Below are 19983 nucleotides of genomic sequence, written 5' to 3' on the forward strand. Positions count from 1 at the left end.
TACATGTCGAATCAATTGCCGGTCATCAATTTAATGGGACCAACTGCAAGTGGTAAAACCGCTTTGGCATGTGAACTTTATGAGCAGGGTCATTTCGAGCTGATCTCCGTCGACTCTGCGCTGGTTTATCAGGACATGGACATTGGTACCGCGAAGCCGACGAAGGAGGAGCAGGCACGTTATCCGCATCATCTCATCGATATTATTACCCCTTTGGAAGTCTATTCAGCAGCCCAGTTTGTCGAAGATGCCTGCGGGTTAATTGATGATATCCATGCACGCGGTAAAACCCCGATTTTAGTTGGTGGTACCATGCTGTATTTCAAGGCTTTATTGGAAGGATTGTCGAGTAATTTACCGAGTGCGGATTACGCCGTACGGGCTGAAATTGAGGCCAAAGCGGAGCGTGAAGGCTGGGAGTCGGTCTATCAGGAATTATGTAAGGTTGACGCTTTGGCAGGGCAGAAATTTAAGGTCAGTGATAAGCAACGCATTATTCGTGCCTTGGAAGTATTTAGACTGACCGGACAGCCAATTACAAAACTACAAGCTGAACAACCCAAAAATATACCATATCGCTACACATTTCATAATCATGCTTTATTGCCTGATCGTGTAGAATTACACAAGCGTATCGAACAACGTTTAAAAACTATGTGGGATATTGGATTTTTACATGAAGTAGAAGGTTTGATTGAAAAATACGATTTAAATGATAATTTACCATCCATGCGCTCAGTTGGTTATCGACAAGCTCTAGAATTTATACAAAAAAGTGATCTAAGTGTCGAAAAACGACGGGAAATGGAGGATAAGTCTTTATTTGCAACACGACAACTGGCAAAACGTCAATATACTTGGTTAAGATCTTTGCAAGAATCGCATAATTTTAAAACATATTTGACGGTCCAGCAGGCTCAAGAAGACTTGCGAAAGTGTTACGGATAAAGCAAAATTTAGTAACTATCTTTTTTATAATTTTTATTGAGAAATAAAGATAGTTTTTTGCGCTGATTTTTAATTTTTTGGAGTTATAACATGTCTAAAGGTCAAACTTTACAAGATCCGTTCTTAAATTCTCTCCGTAAGGAACGTATTCCTGTTTCTATCTTCCTTGTAAATGGTATTAAGTTACAAGGTCATATTGAATCATTTGACCAATATGTTGTTTTGTTAAAAAATACTGTAAGCCAAATGGTTTACAAACATGCGATTTCTACAGTTGTTCCTGCACGTAATCCACGTCCTGCCGGTGCTCCTGCTGGTGCTCAAGGTGCTGGCGGTTTTGGTGGCGGTCAGCCTCAAGGTGGCTTCGGTGGTCAAGGTGGCTTCGGTGGTCAAGGCGGTTTTGGTAGCCAAGGCGGCTTCGGTGGTCAAGGCGGCTTCGGTGGTCAAGGCGGTTTTGGTAGCCAAGGCGGCTTCGGTGGTCAAGGCGGTTTTGGTAGCCAAGGTGGCTTCGGTGGTCAAGGTGGCTTCGGTGGTCAATCAAACCCGGGTTTTGAAAGCGAAACAAAATTTGAAGATTCTCAAGACGACGAAAATAATCGTTAATTGTTAATGCTTAAAAGCCTCTCTTTATGAGAGGCTTTTTTATTTGAGCACAAGCGAATAGATATAATGTATTTTCTTGTCCATAATAAAAAACCAGTTGTTTAGGCAACTGGTTTTTTAACTCAAATCATCTAAGGATTATTTATTTTTTTTACGGTCCAGATTTGGATCTTTGATTTCTACAAAGGCATTGCTGCGAATTTCACGTAACCAGCTATCCAGTTCAGCATCAAATTGACGTTCACCCAGAATTTGACGTGCCATACGTTGCTGATATTCGCGCGTCATATCTTGTTGGCGTGTATCAGTCACTTGCAGAATGTGCCAGCCAAATTGAGTCTGGAACGGTTGACTGGTCTGACCGACAGGGGTGTTTTTCATTTGTGCTTCAAATTCAGGCACCATGACACCCGGGTTCACCCAGCCTAAGCTGCCGCCATCGCGTGCAGAACCGGGATCGTTGGAAAAAGTAGAGGCCAATACGGCAAAATCTTCACCCGCTTTTAAACGGTTGTAAATGCTGTCGATTTGTTGTTTGGCATTTTCAGGGCTTACCACTTCAGAAGGCTGAATCAGAATGTGACGTACCTGATATTGCGATACGATCGCTTTTTGCTCGCCGCCTTTGCGTTCAATCAATTTTAAAACATGAATGCCGTCACGTACCGGAATCAGGTCGGTCGTTTGACCTTCCTGCAGCGTGCTTACGCGGGCAGCCAGTTCAGCCGGGATGTCAGACAGGTTTCTAAAGCCCATATCTGCACCTTCGACCTTAACGGTCTTGGTGGTGAACTTTTGGTCAATCGCTTTAACATCATTGCTGTTATTCAGTTCAGCTTTGACAAGTTTTGCCGTTTTTTCTAATGCTGCCTGGTCATTACCCGATACACGGATATGAATCACATGTGCCTGGCTGCCTAAAGCTGCTTGACCTTGTGGCGTTTTCAAAAAGTTTTCTACATCCTGATCACTAATTTTGATTCGGGACATCACAATTTGCTGACGCAGGCGATTAATTGCCAAATCTTCTGCAATGCGATTGCGCAGGGATTCATAAGTCCCAGGAGCAATACCGTCAAGCTTTTGCTGGAATGCTTCTAAAGTCTTGGTGCCAGATTGGCCTGCAACCTTAAGCACAGCTTCATTCAGTTCTTTTTCATTCGGTTTGATATTGTAGCGTTTAACCTGTTCAAGTTGCGCTTGACGAATAATGAACTGGTCCAATGCCTGCTGCTGTAAATACTGTTCTGGTGGCAGCTGTTTTTTTTGCGTTTGTAGCTGATGTTTGAGTTCGGCGATGCCTTGTTCTAAATCACTTTTTAAAATGACACTGTTATCTACCAGGGCAACCACTTCATCTGAGGGTTGAGCAAATGTAGTCATTGATGAAGATAAGGCTAAAGCAAGCGCAGTCGCTTTAAAAAAATGTTTTAACTGTATTGTCTTCATTAACGTTGTGTCCAAGATTGATTAATATTATTGAAACCTAGAATACGGCTTTCGAGTAAAGATGAAAGCTTGTTGTTGAAACCGCCTAAACCTTTGAGGCTAATTTCAGCCATAATGGCACGTTTTGGTGAAACACCTTCATCATTCACGTTGTCCAGGTCATTATAGTAAGAACGGCCATACACCGAAATGCCCCAGCAACATGACTCATAATTTACGCCGAGTAAATACTCGCGAGCGACATTGTTGTCCAGATCATATTGGGCATGACCTAAAATACGCCAGTTATTGGCTACAGGTTGAATGAATGATGCAACAACCTGGTCATACTGGTCTTGGCGGTTTGGAATGTCTTTGCGGTAGAAATAACCCAGGTTATAAAGGTTACCCTGATTGCCGGTGTAATACAGCTGCAAATCACGCTGGGCATTATCACCATTCGACATCCATGCAGAATTTGCACCCAAGGTGAAATTTTGCGACAGTTGGCTGGATACGCTTAAAATTGGACCGGTACGGCGCTCAGTATCAAACTGATCGGTTTCATTTTCTAGCGTTACCCGACGATCTTCAAAAAAGAAGCTTTGACCGACACTGGTTTTTAGGCGTTCCAGACCGACTTCATCAAATAGACTATAACTTAGTCCTAAAGACAGGAAATTATTATCTTCTAAACGGTCATGTCCATAGAAACGACGAGAGTTAAAGAGCTGATCGTAATTGATGGATGCAGGCGCCGAGTCGAAGTTTGGATGCCCATCCTGATTTTTATAGGGCGCATATGCGTAGAAGGCACGAGGAGTCAGGGTTTGTAGATACTTGCCTTCTTTTTCAAAGATTAAACCGGTATCTAAAGTGAATTCAGGGATGGTAACCGATTGATTTTCACTTGAAGAGCTGGTCTGGCTTTGTTGGTTAATAACTTGTTGCGTGTCTTTATCATAGAACGTATTTACATTACGTAGCGATACTTCAGGAATGACAAACGACCAGGGATTGCGATAGTTGTAACGTACCGAAAAATCATTGTAAATTCGCGTGCCGCTCGGTTCGTAAGAGTTATTGTTGGTTAAACTGGAAGCATTGATATCTTTTTTGAAATAAGCCGTATCATGGTCAAATTCAAATTGTAAACCTTGTGGGTCACCCGCTGTATAGTTGAGTAAAAATTGCGGCAAACGTGCATAAGGACGATCCTGATCGGAAACCGACTTATCTACAGTCTGGAAATCTTCTACTTTTAACTGGGCTCGAAGGCCAGGGATACCGTTGCCGTAGTTCAGTTCCCAGGCACGGCGCAAGTTTAAAGTGGTTTTAGAATTTGGATTATTGTTTAAATCGGCAAAATAGTCTTTATCTGAAACATAGTTATATTCAACATTGGTGGAAAACTGGTTGTTGATTTGCCAGTTGTGTAAAAATTGTAAAGCTTTACGGTCTTGGTCGTTATATTCACTGTCTGAAGCCAAGTAGCCGCCCCAAACCATACCGGAGCCGTAATTTTCCGTTAAATAGCGGAATTCGCCTTCAAGCATTGCACCGCGATTACCGATGTAGCGTGGTGTAACGGTTGCATCGTAATTCGGTGCCAGGTTTAAATAAACAGGAACAGCAAGCTCTACGCCACCATCGTTAGAAAAACCGAAATTTGGATTTAAAATACCTGTGGTACGGCGGTCATCAATCGGGAAGTTGAAATAAGGTACCGCGAGTACCGGAACTTCTTTGACATACAGTTTGGTTCCGCGTGTTTCACCGCGTCCTGTTTCCTTGTTTAAGGTGATTTTATCCGCCTGAATTTTCCAGCCTGGCTTTTCATCGGGGGGGCAGGTGGTATATGTGGCATTATTCATCACCACCACATTTTCTGATGTGCGGGCAATTTTTTCTGCCATGCCATGCGCATGCTGCTCTTCAGAAATGTAGTAGCTGTTATTTAAATCGCCTTGCTGGGTCTTTAAGTTGTAATTGATCTGGTCACTTTGTGCCAATAAGCCGGCTTGTGCCATTTGCACACGGCCTTGTGCATTGGCATAAGTTTGGGTCTGGTCAATGGTAATTTTATCGGCGCGAATCTGGCGGCCTTGCTGGTCAATTAATACATTGCCTTCAAGAACGGAGTCGCCATTCGGGTCATAATGGCCATAATCTGCAGTTACTGTAGATGTGGCATTGTTTGGATCTACAGCTTTGGTCTCCGGGCTGATCGGCGTAATCCAGGCACCTTTACAATAAGCAGAGCTTAAATGCTGTCCTTGACGCTGCTGGGCTTCCGGGGAGGATTTGTCTACATAATATTGTTCAAAAAATTGTTGTCCAGGATACGACTCCTGAATACTGTCTTTCATTTTTTGGTTGTCGACAGTCGAAGCCGGAATTGTGGATTCAGCATAGCTTGAGATCGAGCTGCCACATAAAAGGGTTAAAATAGCAGTCGCTAAAGGATTAAATTTAAACTGATGCTTCATTTGTTTCATTAACCAAGTATGCTTAATCGCAATTAATTATTCTCGCATCATAGAGAAAAAGTTGATAAGTGGCTACACTTAGCACTTTAAAAACTCAGCCTGTATTAGAATTTATCGCAAATGAATACACAACGTGAACAATTGATACAAACATGGATTACATCTGTACTTGGTTCAGATCAATTTGAGACTCATTTTTTGGCAGGCGATGCAAGCTTCCGTCGTTATGCACGAATCAAATTGAATAATAAAACATTTATGCTCATGGATGCACCACCAGAAAAAGAAGATTGTGGGCCTTTTGTGACGATCGATGAATTTTTTGATAACAATGGTGTGCGTGTACCGCATATTGTTGCCAAAGACCAGGAATTGGGCTTCTTGCTGCTGGAAGATTTTGGTGATGTCCTGCTTTCGACCTTGCTGAATGAGCAAACTGTAGACCATTATTATGAGCAAAGTTTTAAACAGCTGATTCAATTACAGGCGATTGATGGAACACATCATTTTCCAGATTACTCCTATGAAAAACTGATTTCAGAAATGCAACTGCTGACGGACTGGATGTTGCCTTCACTGCACATTCAACCGACAGATGAGGAGAGTGCTTTAATTAAACGCACTTTTGCCATTTTAGCCAACGCTGCCTTGGCGCAGCCGCAAGTGATTGTGCATCGCGACTTTCACAGCCGCAACCTGATGAAAATTGAAGGCGAAACCAATCTGGGTGTGATTGACTTTCAGGATGCCGTCATTGGCGCAGATACCTACGACCTGATTTCAATTACCCGCGATGCTTATGTACAGTGGAATGCGGACCGTGTTTATACATGGTTTAAAACTTTCTATGACCTGTTACCTGAATCGGCAAAGCAGGACCGTGATTTCGAACAGTTTAAAAAAGATGCTGACATGATGGCTATTCAACGCCATATTAAAATTTTGGGCATTTTTGTGCGCTTATTTGAACGCGATGGCAAATCGGGTTATCTCAAGGATTTACCGCGTGTCATGTGGTATTTACTCGAAGAAAGCAAGCCTTATGCAGAACTGCAACCTTTTATGCAGTTTATTCAAGCGAAGGTAATGCCGAAATTTGAAGCCAAATATGGTTGCTATGAGGTTGCTGCATAAATGAAAGCCATGATTCTTGCTGCGGGCTTGGGTAACCGCATGCGTCCACTGACTTTGCATACGCCAAAACCCTTGCTGGAAGTGGGTGGAAAGCCTCTGATTGTTTGGCATATTGAAAAACTGCAAAACATTGGCATAAAGGAAATTGTGATTAATACGGCATGGCTGGGTGAAAAGCTTGCCCAGGCATTGGGAGATGGCTCTCAATTTGGCGTCAATATCTTGTGGTCACATGAAGGCGAAGGCCTGGAAACAGCGGGTGGCATTATTAATGCCTTACCGCTTTTGGGACAAGAGCCTTTTATTCTGGTGAATGGCGATGTCTGGAGCACCATGGATTTTTCAACTTTACTGGATGTGAAGCTGGAAAATGATCTCGCCCATCTGGTTCTGGTTGAGAATCCGGCTCAACATCCAAATGGTGACTTTACCCTGGCCAATGGTCGCGCATATACTTTTGACCAAAACCAGCCAGGTGAAGCACTGACTTATAGTGGCGTTGCGGTGATTCAGCCCGGGATGTTTGCGGGTTTGGAGAATGGCAAGCGACCACTGGCACCTTTATTAAAGCAAGCGATGCTTGAGCAACAAATTTCTGCATCCAAAATGCAGGGCGTTTGGGTCGATGTTGGCACTCCTGAGCGATTAAATGTACTGGATCAACAAATTAAGCAAGGCTTGTACGATTAAGTGCATATTCACTAAGCACAAGCTACTGTGACTTGTTGTATAAATCGGTATACTTCCATTAACTTTTCGAGACGTTATTTGTATATGCATCAGTTTTTCAAAGAACTTAAGCAGGGTAGTCAAGCTTTGGGTTTGGAGCTTAGCGATGAGGCTTTAAATTTATTACTCAAATACCAGGATGCTTTGGTACTGTGGAATAAAGCATATAACTTGACCGCGATTCGTGATCCCAAAGAGATGCTGGTGAAGCATCTGCTGGATAGCTTGAGTATTTTGAAAGATTTGCCTCAGGGCCGTTTGCTGGATATCGGGACGGGTGGCGGTATGCCAGGCATGATCATTGCATTATGCCAGCCTGAACGTCAGTGTGTATTGCTCGATTCGAACGGTAAAAAAATCCGTTTCCTGAAACAGTTTATTGCCGATTTAAAACTAAAAAATGTGGTAGCTGTACAGACGCGTGTCGAAAATGAAGAAAGCATTCAGGAACTGGGTCAGTTCGATGTCATTACCAGTCGGGCATTCGCCTCTTTAACCGATTTTGTTGCCGCTTCTAAACCTTTTATGCATGCGCACAGTATTATTGCATCGATGAAAGGATTAATCCCTGAGGATGAAGTAGAGGCTTTAAAAAATGAATTCAGTTTTGAGATTATTGAACTTAAAGTTCCGCGTTTAGATGAACAACGTCATTTGCTTTTATTGAAACATATTTAATTTTTTCGAAGGATTGGGGTCACCATGGCACAAATTATTGCGATTGCGAACCAAAAAGGTGGCGTAGGTAAAACCACAACCGCAGTAAATTTGGCAGCATCGTTAGCTGTTTTAAAAAAGCGCGTTTTACTTGTGGATATGGATTCGCAAGGCAACGCCACGATGGGGTCTGGAATCCAGAAAAATGATCTTTTGTATTCGGTTACTGATGTTTTATTGGGTGAAGTCCCGATTGAAACGGCAATTACCAAAGCGGAAGTCGGTTATAAAGTTCTCGGGGCTAACCGCGATTTGGCGGGTGTTGAACTTGCCATTGCCGAGCAGGATGGCCGCGAATATATTTTGCGTGACGCATTGCAAGAAATTGAATCTTCTTTTGACTATATTATTGTTGACTGTGCGCCAAGCCTGAGTCTGATTACGGTGAATGCCTTGGCCGCCGTGCAGGGTGTCATGATTCCGATGCAGTGTGAATACTATGCCCTGGAAGGTCTGGCCGATTTAACCCAAACCATTGACCGCATTCAGCAGGCTTTGAATCCTGATCTTGAAATCGTGGGTGTGCTGCGCACCATGTACGATGCACGTAATGCATTAACCCGTGATGTGTCGGAAGAACTGGAACAGTATTTTGGCAAAAAGCTCTATGATACGGTGATTCCGCGTAATGTACGTTTGGCTGAAGCACCGGCACATGGCTTGCCGATTATCTATTTTGAAAAAAACTCCAAGGGTGCAGTTGCTTACCTGAATCTGGCAGCTGAGATGTTAAAGAAAAGTAAAGTAAAAAAAGGAAGTAACGCATGACCACAAAAAAACGCGGACTAGCTAAAGGTCGTGGTCTGGATGCCTTGCTTGGCTCAATCCAGAAAGAAAAATTACAAATGGAAGCTCAAGCGTTAGATCATGGTCAGCTGAAACAGATTGATGTCCATTTATTAAAACGCGGTGAATATCAGCCGCGTCGTTTTATTCATGAGCAAGATCTTCAGGAGCTGGCAGCATCAATTGAAAAGCATGGGGTCATGCAGCCGATTGTGATTCGTCCAATTGATGATGAAAAGCATCCCTATGAAATTATTGCCGGTGAGCGTCGCTGGCGTGCTGCACAACTGGCGGGTTTAACTGAAGTTCCTGCAATTGTTCGTGACTTGAATGATCAGGTTGCCATCGCCCTGGCATTGATTGAAAACATTCAGCGTCAGGATTTAAACCCGATCGATCAGGCGATGGCACTCCAGCGTTTCCATGAAGAATTCGGTTTGAGCCATCAGGAAATTGCCGATACTGTCGGTAAGGCGCGTACCACAGTCAGCAACCTGTTACGGTTACTCACATTGGCTGAATCGGTAAAAGATTTCATGCAGCAAGGTTTGCTGGATATGGGGCATGCACGTGCCATCCTGACCTTGAAAGCCAAGGACCAGCTTAAAGTTGCAGAACATGTGATTGAAAAAAGTTTATCTGTACGTCAAACCGAACAACTGGTACGCGACTTTAATACGCCAAAACAAGAAAAACCGAAAGCTGAAATTGCACCCGATATTCAGCAACTGACGCAGCGTTTGGCAGAGCGTTTCAGTGCAGATGTGAAGATTGATCATAATAAACAAGGCAAGGGAAAACTTGTTATTCAATACCATTCACTTGATGAATTGGACGGTATTTTAAATATCTGCTTTGCAGAATAATTTTTTAAAATTTTTATTGGGGAAAACATATGTGGGAATTAGTTAAGGCGGGTGGGTGGCTGATGCTTCCCCTTGTTTTATGTTCAATTTTTACCGTTGCAATCACGATTGAACGCTTTATTCGCTTAAAAAAATCAATGATTCTGCCTAAGGTATTGTTACTAAACTCTGCGCAAAATACTGATGCGGTCATGCAGCAGTTACAGCAGGATCAAGCCTTACAAGCGAGTACTTTAGGTCGAATTTTTATGGCGGGTTACCAAAGTAAAAGTCAAAATCAGCAATTTGCCCGTGCACAGATGGAAACGACCGCATCGCAAGAAATTGGTTATCTGGAAAAAAACATCAACTTCTTGGGAACGTTGAGTGCGGTAGCACCACTTTTGGGTTTGTTGGGTACGGTTCTGGGCATTATCGAATCCTTTCTGGTGATTGATTTAGGCACCAATAGCAATCCTACTTTAATGATTCCGGGTATTTCAAAAGCGTTGATCACAACGGCAGCAGGGATGTTTATTGCCATTCCGGCACTGTTTGCCTATCGCTATTTTCAGCGTTTGGTACAAGAATATATTGCAGAGCTTGAACAGCAATCGACCTTGTTTCATGCAGCACTTTTCTATCAAAATTCTACAGATGAAGAACAAGATATTAGAAAAGCAGGTTAAGGTGGTGAAACATGAAATTCAAACGCACACAAGTTGAAGATATTCACATTAACCTGACACCTATGATTGACTGTTTGCTATTTATCCTGGTTTTTCTACTGCTATCCACCACATTCAACCAGTTTAGCCGCATGAATTTAACCTTGCCGGATGCGCAAGGGGTGCCTCCCAAGCAGTATGATCATAAAATTGAAGTGGTGGTAGATGCTTCTGGACACTATTCTATTAATGGACAATCAATTGCCAGTAAGGAAGTGGTCGACTTAAGTACCGCAATTAAACAGATTTCCAATGACCGGCGTGATTTAATGTTTGTTATTGCTGCGGATGCCAAGGCAACGCATCAGGATGTCATTCGTGTGATGGATGTAGCAGGACAGTTAGGTTTTGTGAACGTCAATATTAGTACCAAAGTTCCGTCTAGGGGTTATGAGTGAAGCAAGATTTTAAGGTCTATCTGCGTCTTTTAGGATATTTGAAACCTTTTTGGGGTGTGGCAATACTGGTTTTTATCGGTTTTGCAATTAGTGCAGCGACTGAGGTTTCCATTGCGAAATTACTGGAAAAAATCATTACCGCCATCCAGCACAGAGACCAGAACTTTACTTCTATATTTCCTTTTCTGGTTATTTTATTGATGTTTTTTCGCGGTCTAGGTTCCTTTATTGGAGGCTATTATACCGCAGTCATCTCACGTAATCTGGTGTTTAATATCCGTCAGGAAGTTTTTGGAAAATTACTTAAACTTCCATCGCAATATTATCTGGATAATACCAGCGGACATATTACCGCTAAAATCATGTATAACGTGGAGCAATTAACGGCTGCTTCATCTGAATCTCTAAAAACCCTTGTCCAGCAAGGTCTGATTACGATTGGTTTGTTAGGCTATCTGTTATATAGCAATTGGCGACTTACCCTGATTATTCTGATTTTTGCTCCACTGATGGGGTTGCTGGTTCGCAAAGCATCAAAACGTATGCGTAAACTATCCCTGCAAGTTCAGGACACCATGGGGGATGTTAACCATGTGGTGCAGGAAACGGTGAATGGGAATTTAATTGTTAAGGGTTTTGGCGGGCAGGAATATGAACAAACGCGTTTTCGTGAAAACTCGCTGGAAAACTTAAGACGCGGTTTGAAAATGGTGGTGGTACAGCAACTGAATAGTCCGGTTGTGCAGTTCATTATGTCCATTGCCATGGCAATTATCATCTGGATTGCCTTACGACCGGAAATTTTGCGGGATACCAGTGCAGGTGAATTCGTTGCCTACATTACAGCAGCTGGTATGTTAAGCAAACCGATCAAGGCATTGACGGATATCAATGAAAAGCTGCAACGTGGTATGGCTGCTGCACATTCCGTTTTTGAATTGCTGGATTTGCCTGAAGAGCAAAATGCAGGCGCTTTAACGCCAGTGCTTAAAGGTAATATTCAGTTTGAGAATGCCAACCTGATTTATGCAGATGGGCATCACGCGATTCAGGATTTCAACCTGAATGTCAAGGCGGGCGAAACCATTGCATTGGTCGGTCGTTCAGGCGCGGGCAAAAGTTCTCTGGTCAATTTGCTGGTGCGTTTTCAGGAATTGAGTTCTGGCCATATTTATCTGGACCAGCAGAATATTCAAGATATAGACCTGCATAGCTTGCGTACACAAATTGCCATGGTGAACCAGCAGGTGGTATTGTTTAACCGCACTGTACGTGAAAATATTGCCTACGGCCAGCTTGAAAATGCGACCGATGCAGAAATCATTGCGGCCGCAAAAGCTGCTTATGCACATGACTTTATCATGAGCTTGCCACAAGGTTATGACACGCAACTGGGTGCACAAGGCTTGAACCTTTCGGGTGGACAGCGTCAGCGTATTGCCATTGCACGTGCCATTTTGAAAAATGCACCGATCCTGATTCTGGATGAAGCCACCAGTGCGCTGGATAATGAATCTGAATATTTTATCCAGAAAGCATTTGATGCAGCCATGCAAGACCGAACAACCATTGTGATTGCCCATCGTTTATCCACCATTGAAAATGCGGATCGCATTGTGGTGATGGATCACGGTAAAATTGTCGAGCAGGGTACGCATGCAGAATTGATTGCCGAACATGGGGCTTACTATCAATTGCATCAGCGTAATTTCGAGGAACATTGATTTATGTCATTTGCACAATTTATTCAAGATGCTTGGAATAGACAGGCCAAGTGGTTGATTGTGCTTAGACCTTTGTCATGGATTTATCGTGGTGGATTTTTACTCAACAAAAAGCTTTACCAATGTGGCGTTAAGGCCAGCTATCAATCTCCAGTTCCGGTGATGGTGATTGGCAATATTACCGTTGGTGGCAGCGGTAAAACGCCGCTGCTGATTCAGTTGGTCAATTATCTACAAAGTCAAAATGTCCGTGTCGGTGTCATCAGTCGCGGTTACGGTGGAAAAGGACCTTTTCCCGCCTATGTGGATTTGGAATCGCTCCCCGAGGTTGTTGGTGATGAACCTTGCCTGATTGTGCAGTCAACTGGTGTACCCATGGTGGTAGGTTCAAACCGGCAGCGTAGTATTGAATATCTGTTGTCTAAACATGAGCTGGATTTAATTATCAGTGATGACGGTTTGCAGCACTGGGCTTTGGCACGTCAGATTGAGTGGATTGTGCTGGATCAGAATCGTGGTTTGGGTAATCAAAAGTTATTGCCTGAAGGATATTTGCGCGAACCGCCAAGCCGCTTAACAACAGCGACGGTCATTGAGCATGCCACTCAGCCCAATTCCGAACTGAATATGCATTTAGAAGTCGCTGCGCCTTATTTGCTGAATGATGCGGAAGATGAAAGATCTTTTAATCCGGCGGATAATTTTTATGCTGTCGTGGGTATCGGTTTTCCACAGCGTTTTTACAGCACCCTGGATTCCATGGGGATTCACCAGTTTCAGTGCCATGAATTTCCTGACCACTATGATTATGAAATTACGGATCTGCAGTTTGAAGATAACAATCCCATTATTACTACGGAAAAAGACGCAGTAAAACTGCTGCCCCTATTAAAGCAAAATCCAAATTTTAAACGGGAAATCTGGGTGGTTCCTGTTGAAGCAGTACTTTCACCACAATGCTATGATGTCTTGCATCAACAGTTACAGCAACTTAGCATTCCAATCTCTTAAGGTTCATTGTTTATGAAACATATTGTTATTCCAGCACGTTTTGCAAGTTCCCGTTTGCCGGGCAAGCCGCTATTGGAAATTCATGGTCGTCCCATGATTCTACGAGTGGTCGACCAGGCGAAAAAAGTGGCTGGTTTTAATGATTTATGTGTTGCAACCGACGATGAGCGTATTGCAGAAGTTTGCCGTGCAGAAGGTGTGGATGTTGTCATCACCAGTGCAGATCATCCCTCTGGCACCGACCGTTTAAGTGAAGTTGCCCATATTAAAGGCTGGGACAGCGAAGACATTATCGTCAATGTACAAGGTGATGAACCTCTGCTTCCGGCTCAATTGGTGCAGCAGGTGGCTCAATTACTGGAATCGCAACCTGAATCTTCCATGTCGACCCTTTGTGAGCCGATTCATAGCCTGGAAGAGTTTCAGCGCGACAGCATTGTGAAAGTGGTAATGTCCAAATATAACCAGGCTTTGTATTTTAGCCGCGCCACAATTCCTTATGACCGTGATGGTGTCAAACAAGAAATTCAGCAATTACATCAACAGGCATACCGTCATTTGGGGCTATATGCTTACCGTGTGAATTTGCTGCAAGAATATGTGTCCTGGGATATGGGTGTATTGGAAAAACTGGAAAGTCTGGAACAATTACGTGTACTGGAAAATGGTCACCGTATTGCGATTGCGGTTGCAGAAGCCAACTTGCCACCGGGTGTAGATACCCAAGCAGATCTGGACCGTTTGAATCAGATGGACGTTTCCTGCTTCGAATAAGGTGAATACCTCCATGCAAGATAATGTTGTGGCACAAGTTTACCCATGGCAGCAAACGGTTTGGGAGACCTTGACCGGACGCTTTCCCAAGCTGGGGCATGGCCTGCTTTTTTATGGTAAAAAAGGCAGCGGCAAGGAAGCTTTTGCCCAATATTTTCTGGCTTGGGTGCTATGTGCCAATCGTCATGAAAACAATGCCCCTTGTGGCGAATGCGGCAGCTGTTTGTGGTTAAAGTCCGATACCCATCCCAACTATGTCCATATCAGCACGGATGAAGACAATAAAAAGCAGAATGCCAAAATCAAGATTGAAAAAATCCGTGATTTATTGCCCTTTGTGCAGCAAACCGTCGATGGCTGGCGCGTGATCGTGATTGAACCGGCAGAAGCCTTAAATATCGCCTCTGCCAATGCCTTGCTGAAAACCCTGGAAGAGCCGGGTGAGCGGGTGGTAATCATCCTGCTGGCCGATCATTATCTAAAGCTTCCTGCGACCATTCGTAGCCGTTTGCAGCATTTTGCGCTAGACCGTATTTCTGTGACTCAAGCGGATGCATATTTAACCGAACATTTACCGGATTTAGGTCAAACCCAGAAACAACTGTTGATGAATTTATCCAATCAGATGCCATTGCAAGCCATGCAATTGGCGGAAACGGAGTGGTTAAATAAGCGGCAGGAATTTTTAACGGACTGGCAAAAACTGGTCACGCAAAAAAATATGCCGATGGCGATTGCAACCAAATGGAATAAGGCGCTGAGTTTTAGTGAATTTTCACAAATGTTTGAATACTTGTTGTCCGATTTAATTTGTGTCAAGCTCAGTCAGCAGGTTAAAAATTCCGATCTGGATTTGAGTGCATTATCCGAACACTATACCTTGGAATTTTTATTTACGGTTTATTCGGATTTGCAGCAAGCCAAACAATATATTGAGCAGAATGTACAAAGCAATTTAGTGCTTGATCAATTGTGTATAAAACTAATGAACATTTAAATATTTTTAAGGGGAATAACAATGCAACCACGTATGGGCGGTATTATTCATGCCAATATTCCAGATGTAGATACCTTATATGCCAGCTATATGCCTTATGTTGTTGGTGGTGGATTGTTTATTCCGACCAAACAACCGGTCAAGCTGGGGGAAGAAGTCTTTGTGCTGGCAACCTTGCCTGAGCAATCCCAGAAAATTCCTTTAACCGGTAAGGTCATCTGGGTGTCCCAGAAACAGAATGGTATCAAGTTACAAGGCTTTGGTATGCAATTGACTGGAGAAAAAGGCGTTTATTACAAATCAGAAGCTGAAAAGTTGCTGGCAGGTCTTAAGTCTGAAGGTCGAACTAGTTACACTATGTAGCTGTTTAAACGATTTAGGATATCGCCGTGTTTGTAGATACTCACTGCCATTTAACCATGCTGGATTTAACGCCTTATGATGGCAATCTGGATCTGGCATTAGCGCAGGCGCGTGAAGCGGGAGTGTCCAGATTCATGACGATCTCGGTTGATCTGGACGATCATATCGAGCTGGCTAAAATTGCCTCACGCCATGCTGATGTAGGTTACAGTGTGGGTGTGCATCCTTGTGAAGATCCTGCGGTCATGGCACGCGCCACGACAGATTATCTGATTGAACTGGCACAGCCTGAAAAAGTCTGGGCGATTGGTGAAACTGGCCTGGACTATTTCCATAGCACCGACTTTATTGCCGAACAAAAACAATGTTTTGCCCGTCATATCCATGCCTCTCAGGCGGTGAAAAAACCGGTGGTGGTGCATACCCGCGCTGCCAAACACGATACTGTGGATATCATCCGGGCTGAAAAATCCACGCATGGTATTTTGCACTGTTTTACTGAAGACTGGGAAACCGCTAAAGCTGTACTGGATTGTGGTTACTATGTATCATTTTCCGGAATCGTTTCTTTTAAAAATGCACAAGATTTACGCGATGTGGCCAAGCAGGTTCCGCTGGATCGGGTGCTGATTGAAACTGACAGCCCTTATCTGGCACCGATGCCATATAGAGGAAAATCTAATGAACCAAAATACGTGCCTTATGTAGCCAAAGCCTTAAGTGATGTATATGATAAGTCCGTTGAGGAAATTGCTTTCATTACAATGCAGAACTTTGAAAACCTCCTTAATTTAAAGTAAATAAATTAAATTGATATAAGCGCAGAAGAGAATTACAGAGTGAAGATGGATCGTCAGGCTCAGTTTCGAGCAAGAGAAGCGTTAATTTTTCAGGTTGCAGAGCAGCTGCTGTTAGAAAATGGCGAATCAGGGATGACACTGGATGCGTTGGCAGCAGAACTCGATTTGGCGAAGGGAACTCTCTATAAACATTTCCAGAGTAAGGATGAACTCTACATGTTGCTCATTATCCGTAATGAGCACATGTTGCTCGAGATGATTAAGGACGCGGAGAAAGCTTTTCCAGAGCATCTGGCCTTCTTTATGCTGCATCATTTGCATCATCCTGAGCGCACGGTACTGTTCCATCAAATTGAAGAACGCTTGTCTACGACCGGTATCGGGATCAATCTACTATTTAGCGAACTGTATCAGGTCAGAAAACAGCGTTTACGGATTATTATCCGTATGACTGAAAGCTATCTGGAAAGCATTCAAAGCAGCATGTCGACACGCGATTATTTGGCTTCCATTTGGGCCCTGACCCATGGTGCTGCGGCTATTCTGAATTCCAGTTTTTACCAGCGTTATCTGGGGTCGCGTGACACATTGCGCGTGGCCTATATCGATCAGGCACTGGCAATGCCCAAACAGGTCAGTTCTGCGGAACAGTTTGCTTAAAGGTATGCCATGAAGCCAATCCAGCCCTTATCAATTCGTGGTTTTACCCTAATTGAGTTGATGGTGGTCATTGTGATTATGGCAATCATGGCTTCTTTAATTCTGACCAATATTAACGGGGTAGACCAGCGTAAAGCCATGCAGGCACGGGAAGTGTTTATGATGGATTTACGCAGGATTAACCGTGAAGCCAATGATCAGGCCCGCATTTTTGCCCTGGATGTACACGGTGCGACTGATGTATCACCGTTCCGTTATGGAGTGGTTGAATACATTGTTCCTTCTATTCAAGCCGTAGCTCCGCAAATTGTTGAAGAAAACAAAAAATGGCAAGATTATACAGAATTTACTCCAAGGGCTTTGCCGGAGCATGTTTCTTTTAGCATTACTTCACTCGATCATGCTTATGAAAATGCCAATAATGAAGATTTGCTGAATTCGAATGCCCCACAGCTGCTATGGCTGGGTAATGGCGAAGCCAAACCGGTTCGGATTCAGTTTTATTTTGAGCAGCGACCGATTGGTGAGGAAATCGAGATTGATCATCTGGGTAAAATCAATGCAAGCTAGATACTCAAAACATCACTGCTCACTAGATAAAACTTGCAAACTTTCTTGCGAGGCAATACCGCTCAGGTCGAGTATTACTCGACTTAATCATGTGCACTCCGAACATGGTTCGTCATCTTGCGCTCGGACGAAACATTGTTTCGTTTATCCTCGCTCAGGCTTTACGCTATTGGAAGTGATGGTGGCCCTGGCAATTTTCGCCACTGCTGCAATTTCCTTTACCAAAGTGGCGATGCAATATACCCAGGCGACTTCGAATGCCATTTTAAGAACCAAGGCACAGTTCGTGGCCTTAAATGAAGTGGCGCTGATGGAAGTGAATCAGGAATGGTTACAGGGAACCCAGTCCAAACAGGTCACCCAGCAAGGGGAAACCTGGCAAATTGACAAATCTGCACAATCGACCATCAGTCCCAATGTACAACGCATAGAAGTACAGGTCAGTTTGTTAAATGCGGAAACTGGCAAGGTTGAATCAGGAGTGACACATGTGGTTTTCTTTAACCCGAAGGCCAAAGCATGAAAAAGCAGACTGCAAAAAATAACAAAGGTTTCACTTTGGTTGAACTTTTGGTGGCGATTGCCATCTTTAGCGTGCTTTCGGCATTAGGCTGGAAAGTCTTTGATTATATGATCAAAGTCAAAGACCGTAATGCTGAACACGAAATGCAATTGAGTCAGTTGCAGGAAGCCTATCAGCAGATTCTGCGTGATACCGTTCAGGCTGTGCCACTGAATGCCAACCTCAATAACGATATTCAGCCTGCTTTGGTTTTGCAAAATGGCCGATTTAATTTTAGCAAAACCGGTGTGACTGATCCTTTACAGCAGGGTATTTCGCCGGATGAGCGCGTGGAATATCAATATCGTGCCGATGAAAAGAAACTGTACCGGCTGAAATATCGCAATTTAAACAGTACAGGTCGGGATCAGCCTGAGTCCAGTGTGCTGTTAAATGATGTCGACCAGTTTGAAATTGTGGTATTAAATCCGAATGAGCTTAATGCGTGGCCAGAGGGTCAGGCGGATTTAAACGATGTCACACAAAAACAGGTCTTGCCGAAGGGCGTTAAAATTAAACTTACCGTCAAAGATGTGGCCTATGAGTGGATTTTCAGTTTATTAAACACCGATTATTTAAAACAGCAGAATAGTACTTTGAATAACAATGCAAATAGCAATACAAATAAATCTACATCTTAAGGTGTGACTCAATTGAACATAAAGCCGCAACAGGGTGTTGCTTTAATTACGATTTTGGTCATGGTGGCATTGGCTACCATCCTGGCTGCGACCATTGCCAAAAGACAGGCCAATACAGCTGAAAACACGGCATATTTGATGCGTCAAAACCAGTCACTATTATATGCCAAAAGTGCTGAAGCCTTTTTTTCAGAGCTTTTGGCCGATGATGCTGAAAATGCCGGTAATATTGATTATTTGCAAGAAAACTGGGCCAAACCGATGCCGGCTTTTCCTGTAGAGGATGGTTTTATTGCGGGAACTTTAGAAGATCAATCAGGCAAATTTAATTTAAACAGCTTGGTAAATGCGGATGGTACTCCCAATCCTCAGGCAAAAGCCTGGTTTGAGAAACTGCTGCTGCGTGTGGGATTGCCGGAAAAGTTAAGTGAAGCGGTCATTGACTGGCAAGATGCGGATAACGAAACCATAGGCTCGATGGGTGCAGAAGCCAGTTATTATCAGGGATTGCCACAGGGCTATTTACCGGCAAACAGCAAATTTCATCGTGTAGAAGAACTGAAACTGGTACGTGGCTTTGAAGGAAAAAAATATCTGCAAATTGCCGATTATGTGAGTGCTGCTCCAAATGCGGATACCAAGGTGAATATCAATACTGCTCCGGCAATGCTGCTGGCCAGTCTCGATCCCAAACTGGATATCAACACGGTGCAACAGCTGTTGCAACAACGCCAAGCCAATTTAGAGTATTTTTCCAGTGTGAATGAGCTTTGGGAGATTGAACCGTTTAGACAGCTTGGTGCAGAGGTGAGAAGTGAGGCTGGCAATTTGTTAGATGTAAAATCTGCGTATTTTAAAGCCAGAATTGAAGTGCAGCTCGGTGAACGTAAACGCCAGTTCAGTAGTGATCTGGTGCGAAAGGATAAGGCGGTGTATGTGGCATCTCGCAGCATGGCACCATTCTAATCAGATCCCGAGAAACAATGAAAAATGAGAAACACCTCTATTTAACTTAATGTATTTCTCCAATGCTCTTGAACAGTAAAATTAATGTTCAGAATTTCACTTTTGCTTTA

22 protein-coding genes are annotated in these 19983 nt (G+C 43.4%); 20 read left to right on the forward strand and 2 right to left on the reverse strand.

Translation table 11 applies throughout. The features are described 5' to 3' along the window. Positions 1–3 precede the first annotated feature (3 nt). Positions 4–948, forward strand: a complete 945-nt coding sequence (gene miaA, locus ACPUEY_RS00975; RefSeq protein ID WP_131274824.1) for a tRNA (adenosine(37)-N6)-dimethylallyltransferase MiaA — start codon at positions 4–6, stop codon at positions 946–948. A gap of 90 nt (positions 949–1038) precedes the next feature. After that, complete coding sequence (hfq, locus tag ACPUEY_RS00980; protein ID WP_425120810.1) at positions 1039–1551, forward strand: RNA chaperone Hfq; 513 nt, start codon at positions 1039–1041, stop codon at positions 1549–1551. Between the two features lie 138 nt (positions 1552–1689). Here hfq and ACPUEY_RS00985 read toward each other — a convergent pair whose 3' ends face one another. After that, positions 1690–3000 carry a peptidylprolyl isomerase gene (locus tag ACPUEY_RS00985; protein ID WP_425120811.1) on the reverse strand — a complete coding sequence of 437 codons (1311 nt, stop codon included), beginning with the start codon at positions 2998–3000 and terminating at the stop codon, positions 1690–1692. Continuing rightward, a complete protein-coding gene (locus ACPUEY_RS00990) occupies positions 3000–5468 on the reverse strand; it encodes an LPS-assembly protein LptD (RefSeq protein WP_425120933.1) in 2469 nt (822 codons plus the stop codon). Before ACPUEY_RS00990 ends, ACPUEY_RS00985 begins: the two co-directional genes overlap by 1 nt. Positions 5469–5588: 120 nt before the next feature. Between ACPUEY_RS00990 and ACPUEY_RS00995 the strand changes: the two genes are divergently transcribed. The 18 genes from ACPUEY_RS00995 (at position 5589) to gspK (ending at position 19873) form a co-directional block, all read left to right on the forward strand. Next, positions 5589–6602 (forward strand): aminoglycoside phosphotransferase family protein, encoded by a 1014-nt coding sequence (locus tag ACPUEY_RS00995; RefSeq protein WP_425120812.1) that lies wholly within the window; start codon positions 5589–5591, stop codon positions 6600–6602. Further along, positions 6603–7292: an N-acetylmuramate alpha-1-phosphate uridylyltransferase MurU gene (murU, locus tag ACPUEY_RS01000; protein WP_425120814.1), complete on the forward strand. Its 690-nt coding sequence runs from the start codon at positions 6603–6605 to the stop codon at positions 7290–7292. 84 nt (positions 7293–7376) lie between these two features. Then, the gene (gene rsmG, locus ACPUEY_RS01005) at positions 7377–8009 is read left to right on the forward strand and encodes a 16S rRNA (guanine(527)-N(7))-methyltransferase RsmG (protein ID WP_425120816.1); all 633 of its coding nucleotides are present in this window, start codon (positions 7377–7379) and stop codon (positions 8007–8009) included. Positions 8010–8033: 24 nt separating this feature from the next. Further along, positions 8034–8816 carry a ParA family protein gene (locus ACPUEY_RS01010; RefSeq protein WP_425120818.1) on the forward strand — a complete coding sequence of 261 codons (783 nt, stop codon included), beginning with the start codon at positions 8034–8036 and terminating at the stop codon, positions 8814–8816. Further along, positions 8813–9700, forward strand: coding sequence for a ParB/RepB/Spo0J family partition protein (locus ACPUEY_RS01015; protein WP_092818366.1), 888 nt, complete (start codon positions 8813–8815; stop codon positions 9698–9700). The genes ACPUEY_RS01010 and ACPUEY_RS01015 overlap by 4 nt, the downstream gene beginning before the upstream one ends. A 29-nt stretch (positions 9701–9729) precedes the next feature. Next, the gene (locus ACPUEY_RS01020) at positions 9730–10368 is read left to right on the forward strand and encodes a MotA/TolQ/ExbB proton channel family protein (protein WP_425120819.1); all 639 of its coding nucleotides are present in this window, start codon (positions 9730–9732) and stop codon (positions 10366–10368) included. Positions 10369–10379: 11 nt separating this feature from the next. Further along, positions 10380–10805: an ExbD/TolR family protein gene (locus tag ACPUEY_RS01025; RefSeq protein ID WP_092818364.1), complete on the forward strand. Its 426-nt coding sequence runs from the start codon at positions 10380–10382 to the stop codon at positions 10803–10805. Next, positions 10802–12529, forward strand: a complete 1728-nt coding sequence (msbA, locus tag ACPUEY_RS01030; protein WP_425120820.1) for a lipid A export permease/ATP-binding protein MsbA — start codon at positions 10802–10804, stop codon at positions 12527–12529. Before ACPUEY_RS01025 ends, msbA begins: the two co-directional genes overlap by 4 nt. A gap of 3 nt (positions 12530–12532) precedes the next feature. Further along, positions 12533–13540 (forward strand): tetraacyldisaccharide 4'-kinase, encoded by a 1008-nt coding sequence (gene lpxK / locus ACPUEY_RS01035; protein ID WP_425120821.1) that lies wholly within the window; start codon positions 12533–12535, stop codon positions 13538–13540. Positions 13541–13552: 12 nt separating this feature from the next. Further along, positions 13553–14314, forward strand: coding sequence for a 3-deoxy-manno-octulosonate cytidylyltransferase (kdsB, locus tag ACPUEY_RS01040; protein WP_425120822.1), 762 nt, complete (start codon positions 13553–13555; stop codon positions 14312–14314). A 13-nt stretch (positions 14315–14327) separates the two neighbouring features. Then, a complete protein-coding gene (locus ACPUEY_RS01045; RefSeq protein ID WP_425120823.1) occupies positions 14328–15311 on the forward strand; it encodes a DNA polymerase III subunit delta' in 984 nt (327 codons plus the stop codon). A gap of 21 nt (positions 15312–15332) precedes the next feature. Further along, a complete protein-coding gene (locus tag ACPUEY_RS01050; RefSeq protein WP_261181408.1) occupies positions 15333–15674 on the forward strand; it encodes a PilZ domain-containing protein in 342 nt (113 codons plus the stop codon). Positions 15675–15700: 26 nt separating this feature from the next. Then, entirely contained in the window at positions 15701–16474 is a 774-nt protein-coding gene (locus ACPUEY_RS01055; protein ID WP_131274585.1) for a TatD family hydrolase, read from the forward strand. 45 nt (positions 16475–16519) lie between these two features. Continuing rightward, positions 16520–17134, forward strand: coding sequence for a TetR/AcrR family transcriptional regulator (locus ACPUEY_RS01060; RefSeq protein ID WP_425120934.1), 615 nt, complete (start codon positions 16520–16522; stop codon positions 17132–17134). Between the two features lie 9 nt (positions 17135–17143). Continuing rightward, the gene (locus ACPUEY_RS01065; protein ID WP_425120824.1) at positions 17144–17704 is read left to right on the forward strand and encodes a type II secretion system protein; all 561 of its coding nucleotides are present in this window, start codon (positions 17144–17146) and stop codon (positions 17702–17704) included. 91 nt (positions 17705–17795) lie between these two features. After that, positions 17796–18227 (forward strand): type II secretion system minor pseudopilin GspI, encoded by a 432-nt coding sequence (gene gspI, locus ACPUEY_RS01070; protein ID WP_425120825.1) that lies wholly within the window; start codon positions 17796–17798, stop codon positions 18225–18227. Beyond that, entirely contained in the window at positions 18224–18907 is a 684-nt protein-coding gene (gene gspJ / locus ACPUEY_RS01075; RefSeq protein WP_425120826.1) for a type II secretion system minor pseudopilin GspJ, read from the forward strand. Before gspI ends, gspJ begins: the two co-directional genes overlap by 4 nt. 18 nt (positions 18908–18925) lie before the next feature. Continuing rightward, positions 18926–19873 carry a type II secretion system minor pseudopilin GspK gene (gene gspK, locus ACPUEY_RS01080; RefSeq protein WP_425120935.1) on the forward strand — a complete coding sequence of 316 codons (948 nt, stop codon included), beginning with the start codon at positions 18926–18928 and terminating at the stop codon, positions 19871–19873. Positions 19874–19983 lie beyond the last annotated feature (110 nt).

It is taken from the genome of Acinetobacter sp. G11 (genome assembly GCF_049808495.1).
Lineage (GTDB): Bacteria > Pseudomonadota > Gammaproteobacteria > Pseudomonadales > Moraxellaceae > Acinetobacter > Acinetobacter kookii.

What these genes read in the sequence shown, in the direction of transcription:
- miaA (WP_131274824.1), top strand. Translation starts at nt 4, where the DNA reads ATGTCGAATCAATTGCCGGTCATCAATTTAATGGGACCAACTGCAAGT.
- hfq (WP_425120810.1), top strand. Translation starts at nt 1,039, where the DNA reads ATGTCTAAAGGTCAAACTTTACAAGATCCGTTCTTAAATTCTCTCCGT.
- ACPUEY_RS00985 (WP_425120811.1), bottom strand. Translation starts at nt 3,000, where the DNA reads ATGAAGACAATACAGTTAAAACATTTTTTTAAAGCGACTGCGCTTGCT.
- ACPUEY_RS00990 (WP_425120933.1), bottom strand. Translation starts at nt 5,468, where the DNA reads ATGAAGCATCAGTTTAAATTTAATCCTTTAGCGACTGCTATTTTAACC.
- ACPUEY_RS00995 (WP_425120812.1), top strand. Translation starts at nt 5,589, where the DNA reads ATGAATACACAACGTGAACAATTGATACAAACATGGATTACATCTGTA.
- murU (WP_425120814.1), top strand. Translation starts at nt 6,603, where the DNA reads ATGAAAGCCATGATTCTTGCTGCGGGCTTGGGTAACCGCATGCGTCCA.
- rsmG (WP_425120816.1), top strand. Translation starts at nt 7,377, where the DNA reads ATGCATCAGTTTTTCAAAGAACTTAAGCAGGGTAGTCAAGCTTTGGGT.
- ACPUEY_RS01010 (WP_425120818.1), top strand. Translation starts at nt 8,034, where the DNA reads ATGGCACAAATTATTGCGATTGCGAACCAAAAAGGTGGCGTAGGTAAA.
- ACPUEY_RS01015 (WP_092818366.1), top strand. Translation starts at nt 8,813, where the DNA reads ATGACCACAAAAAAACGCGGACTAGCTAAAGGTCGTGGTCTGGATGCC.
- ACPUEY_RS01020 (WP_425120819.1), top strand. Translation starts at nt 9,730, where the DNA reads ATGTGGGAATTAGTTAAGGCGGGTGGGTGGCTGATGCTTCCCCTTGTT.
- ACPUEY_RS01025 (WP_092818364.1), top strand. Translation starts at nt 10,380, where the DNA reads ATGAAATTCAAACGCACACAAGTTGAAGATATTCACATTAACCTGACA.
- lpxK (WP_425120821.1), top strand. Translation starts at nt 12,533, where the DNA reads ATGTCATTTGCACAATTTATTCAAGATGCTTGGAATAGACAGGCCAAG.
- kdsB (WP_425120822.1), top strand. Translation starts at nt 13,553, where the DNA reads ATGAAACATATTGTTATTCCAGCACGTTTTGCAAGTTCCCGTTTGCCG.
- ACPUEY_RS01045 (WP_425120823.1), top strand. Translation starts at nt 14,328, where the DNA reads ATGCAAGATAATGTTGTGGCACAAGTTTACCCATGGCAGCAAACGGTT.
- ACPUEY_RS01050 (WP_261181408.1), top strand. Translation starts at nt 15,333, where the DNA reads ATGCAACCACGTATGGGCGGTATTATTCATGCCAATATTCCAGATGTA.
- ACPUEY_RS01060 (WP_425120934.1), top strand. Translation starts at nt 16,520, where the DNA reads ATGGATCGTCAGGCTCAGTTTCGAGCAAGAGAAGCGTTAATTTTTCAG.
- ACPUEY_RS01065 (WP_425120824.1), top strand. Translation starts at nt 17,144, where the DNA reads ATGAAGCCAATCCAGCCCTTATCAATTCGTGGTTTTACCCTAATTGAG.
- gspJ (WP_425120826.1), top strand. Translation starts at nt 18,224, where the DNA reads ATGAAAAAGCAGACTGCAAAAAATAACAAAGGTTTCACTTTGGTTGAA.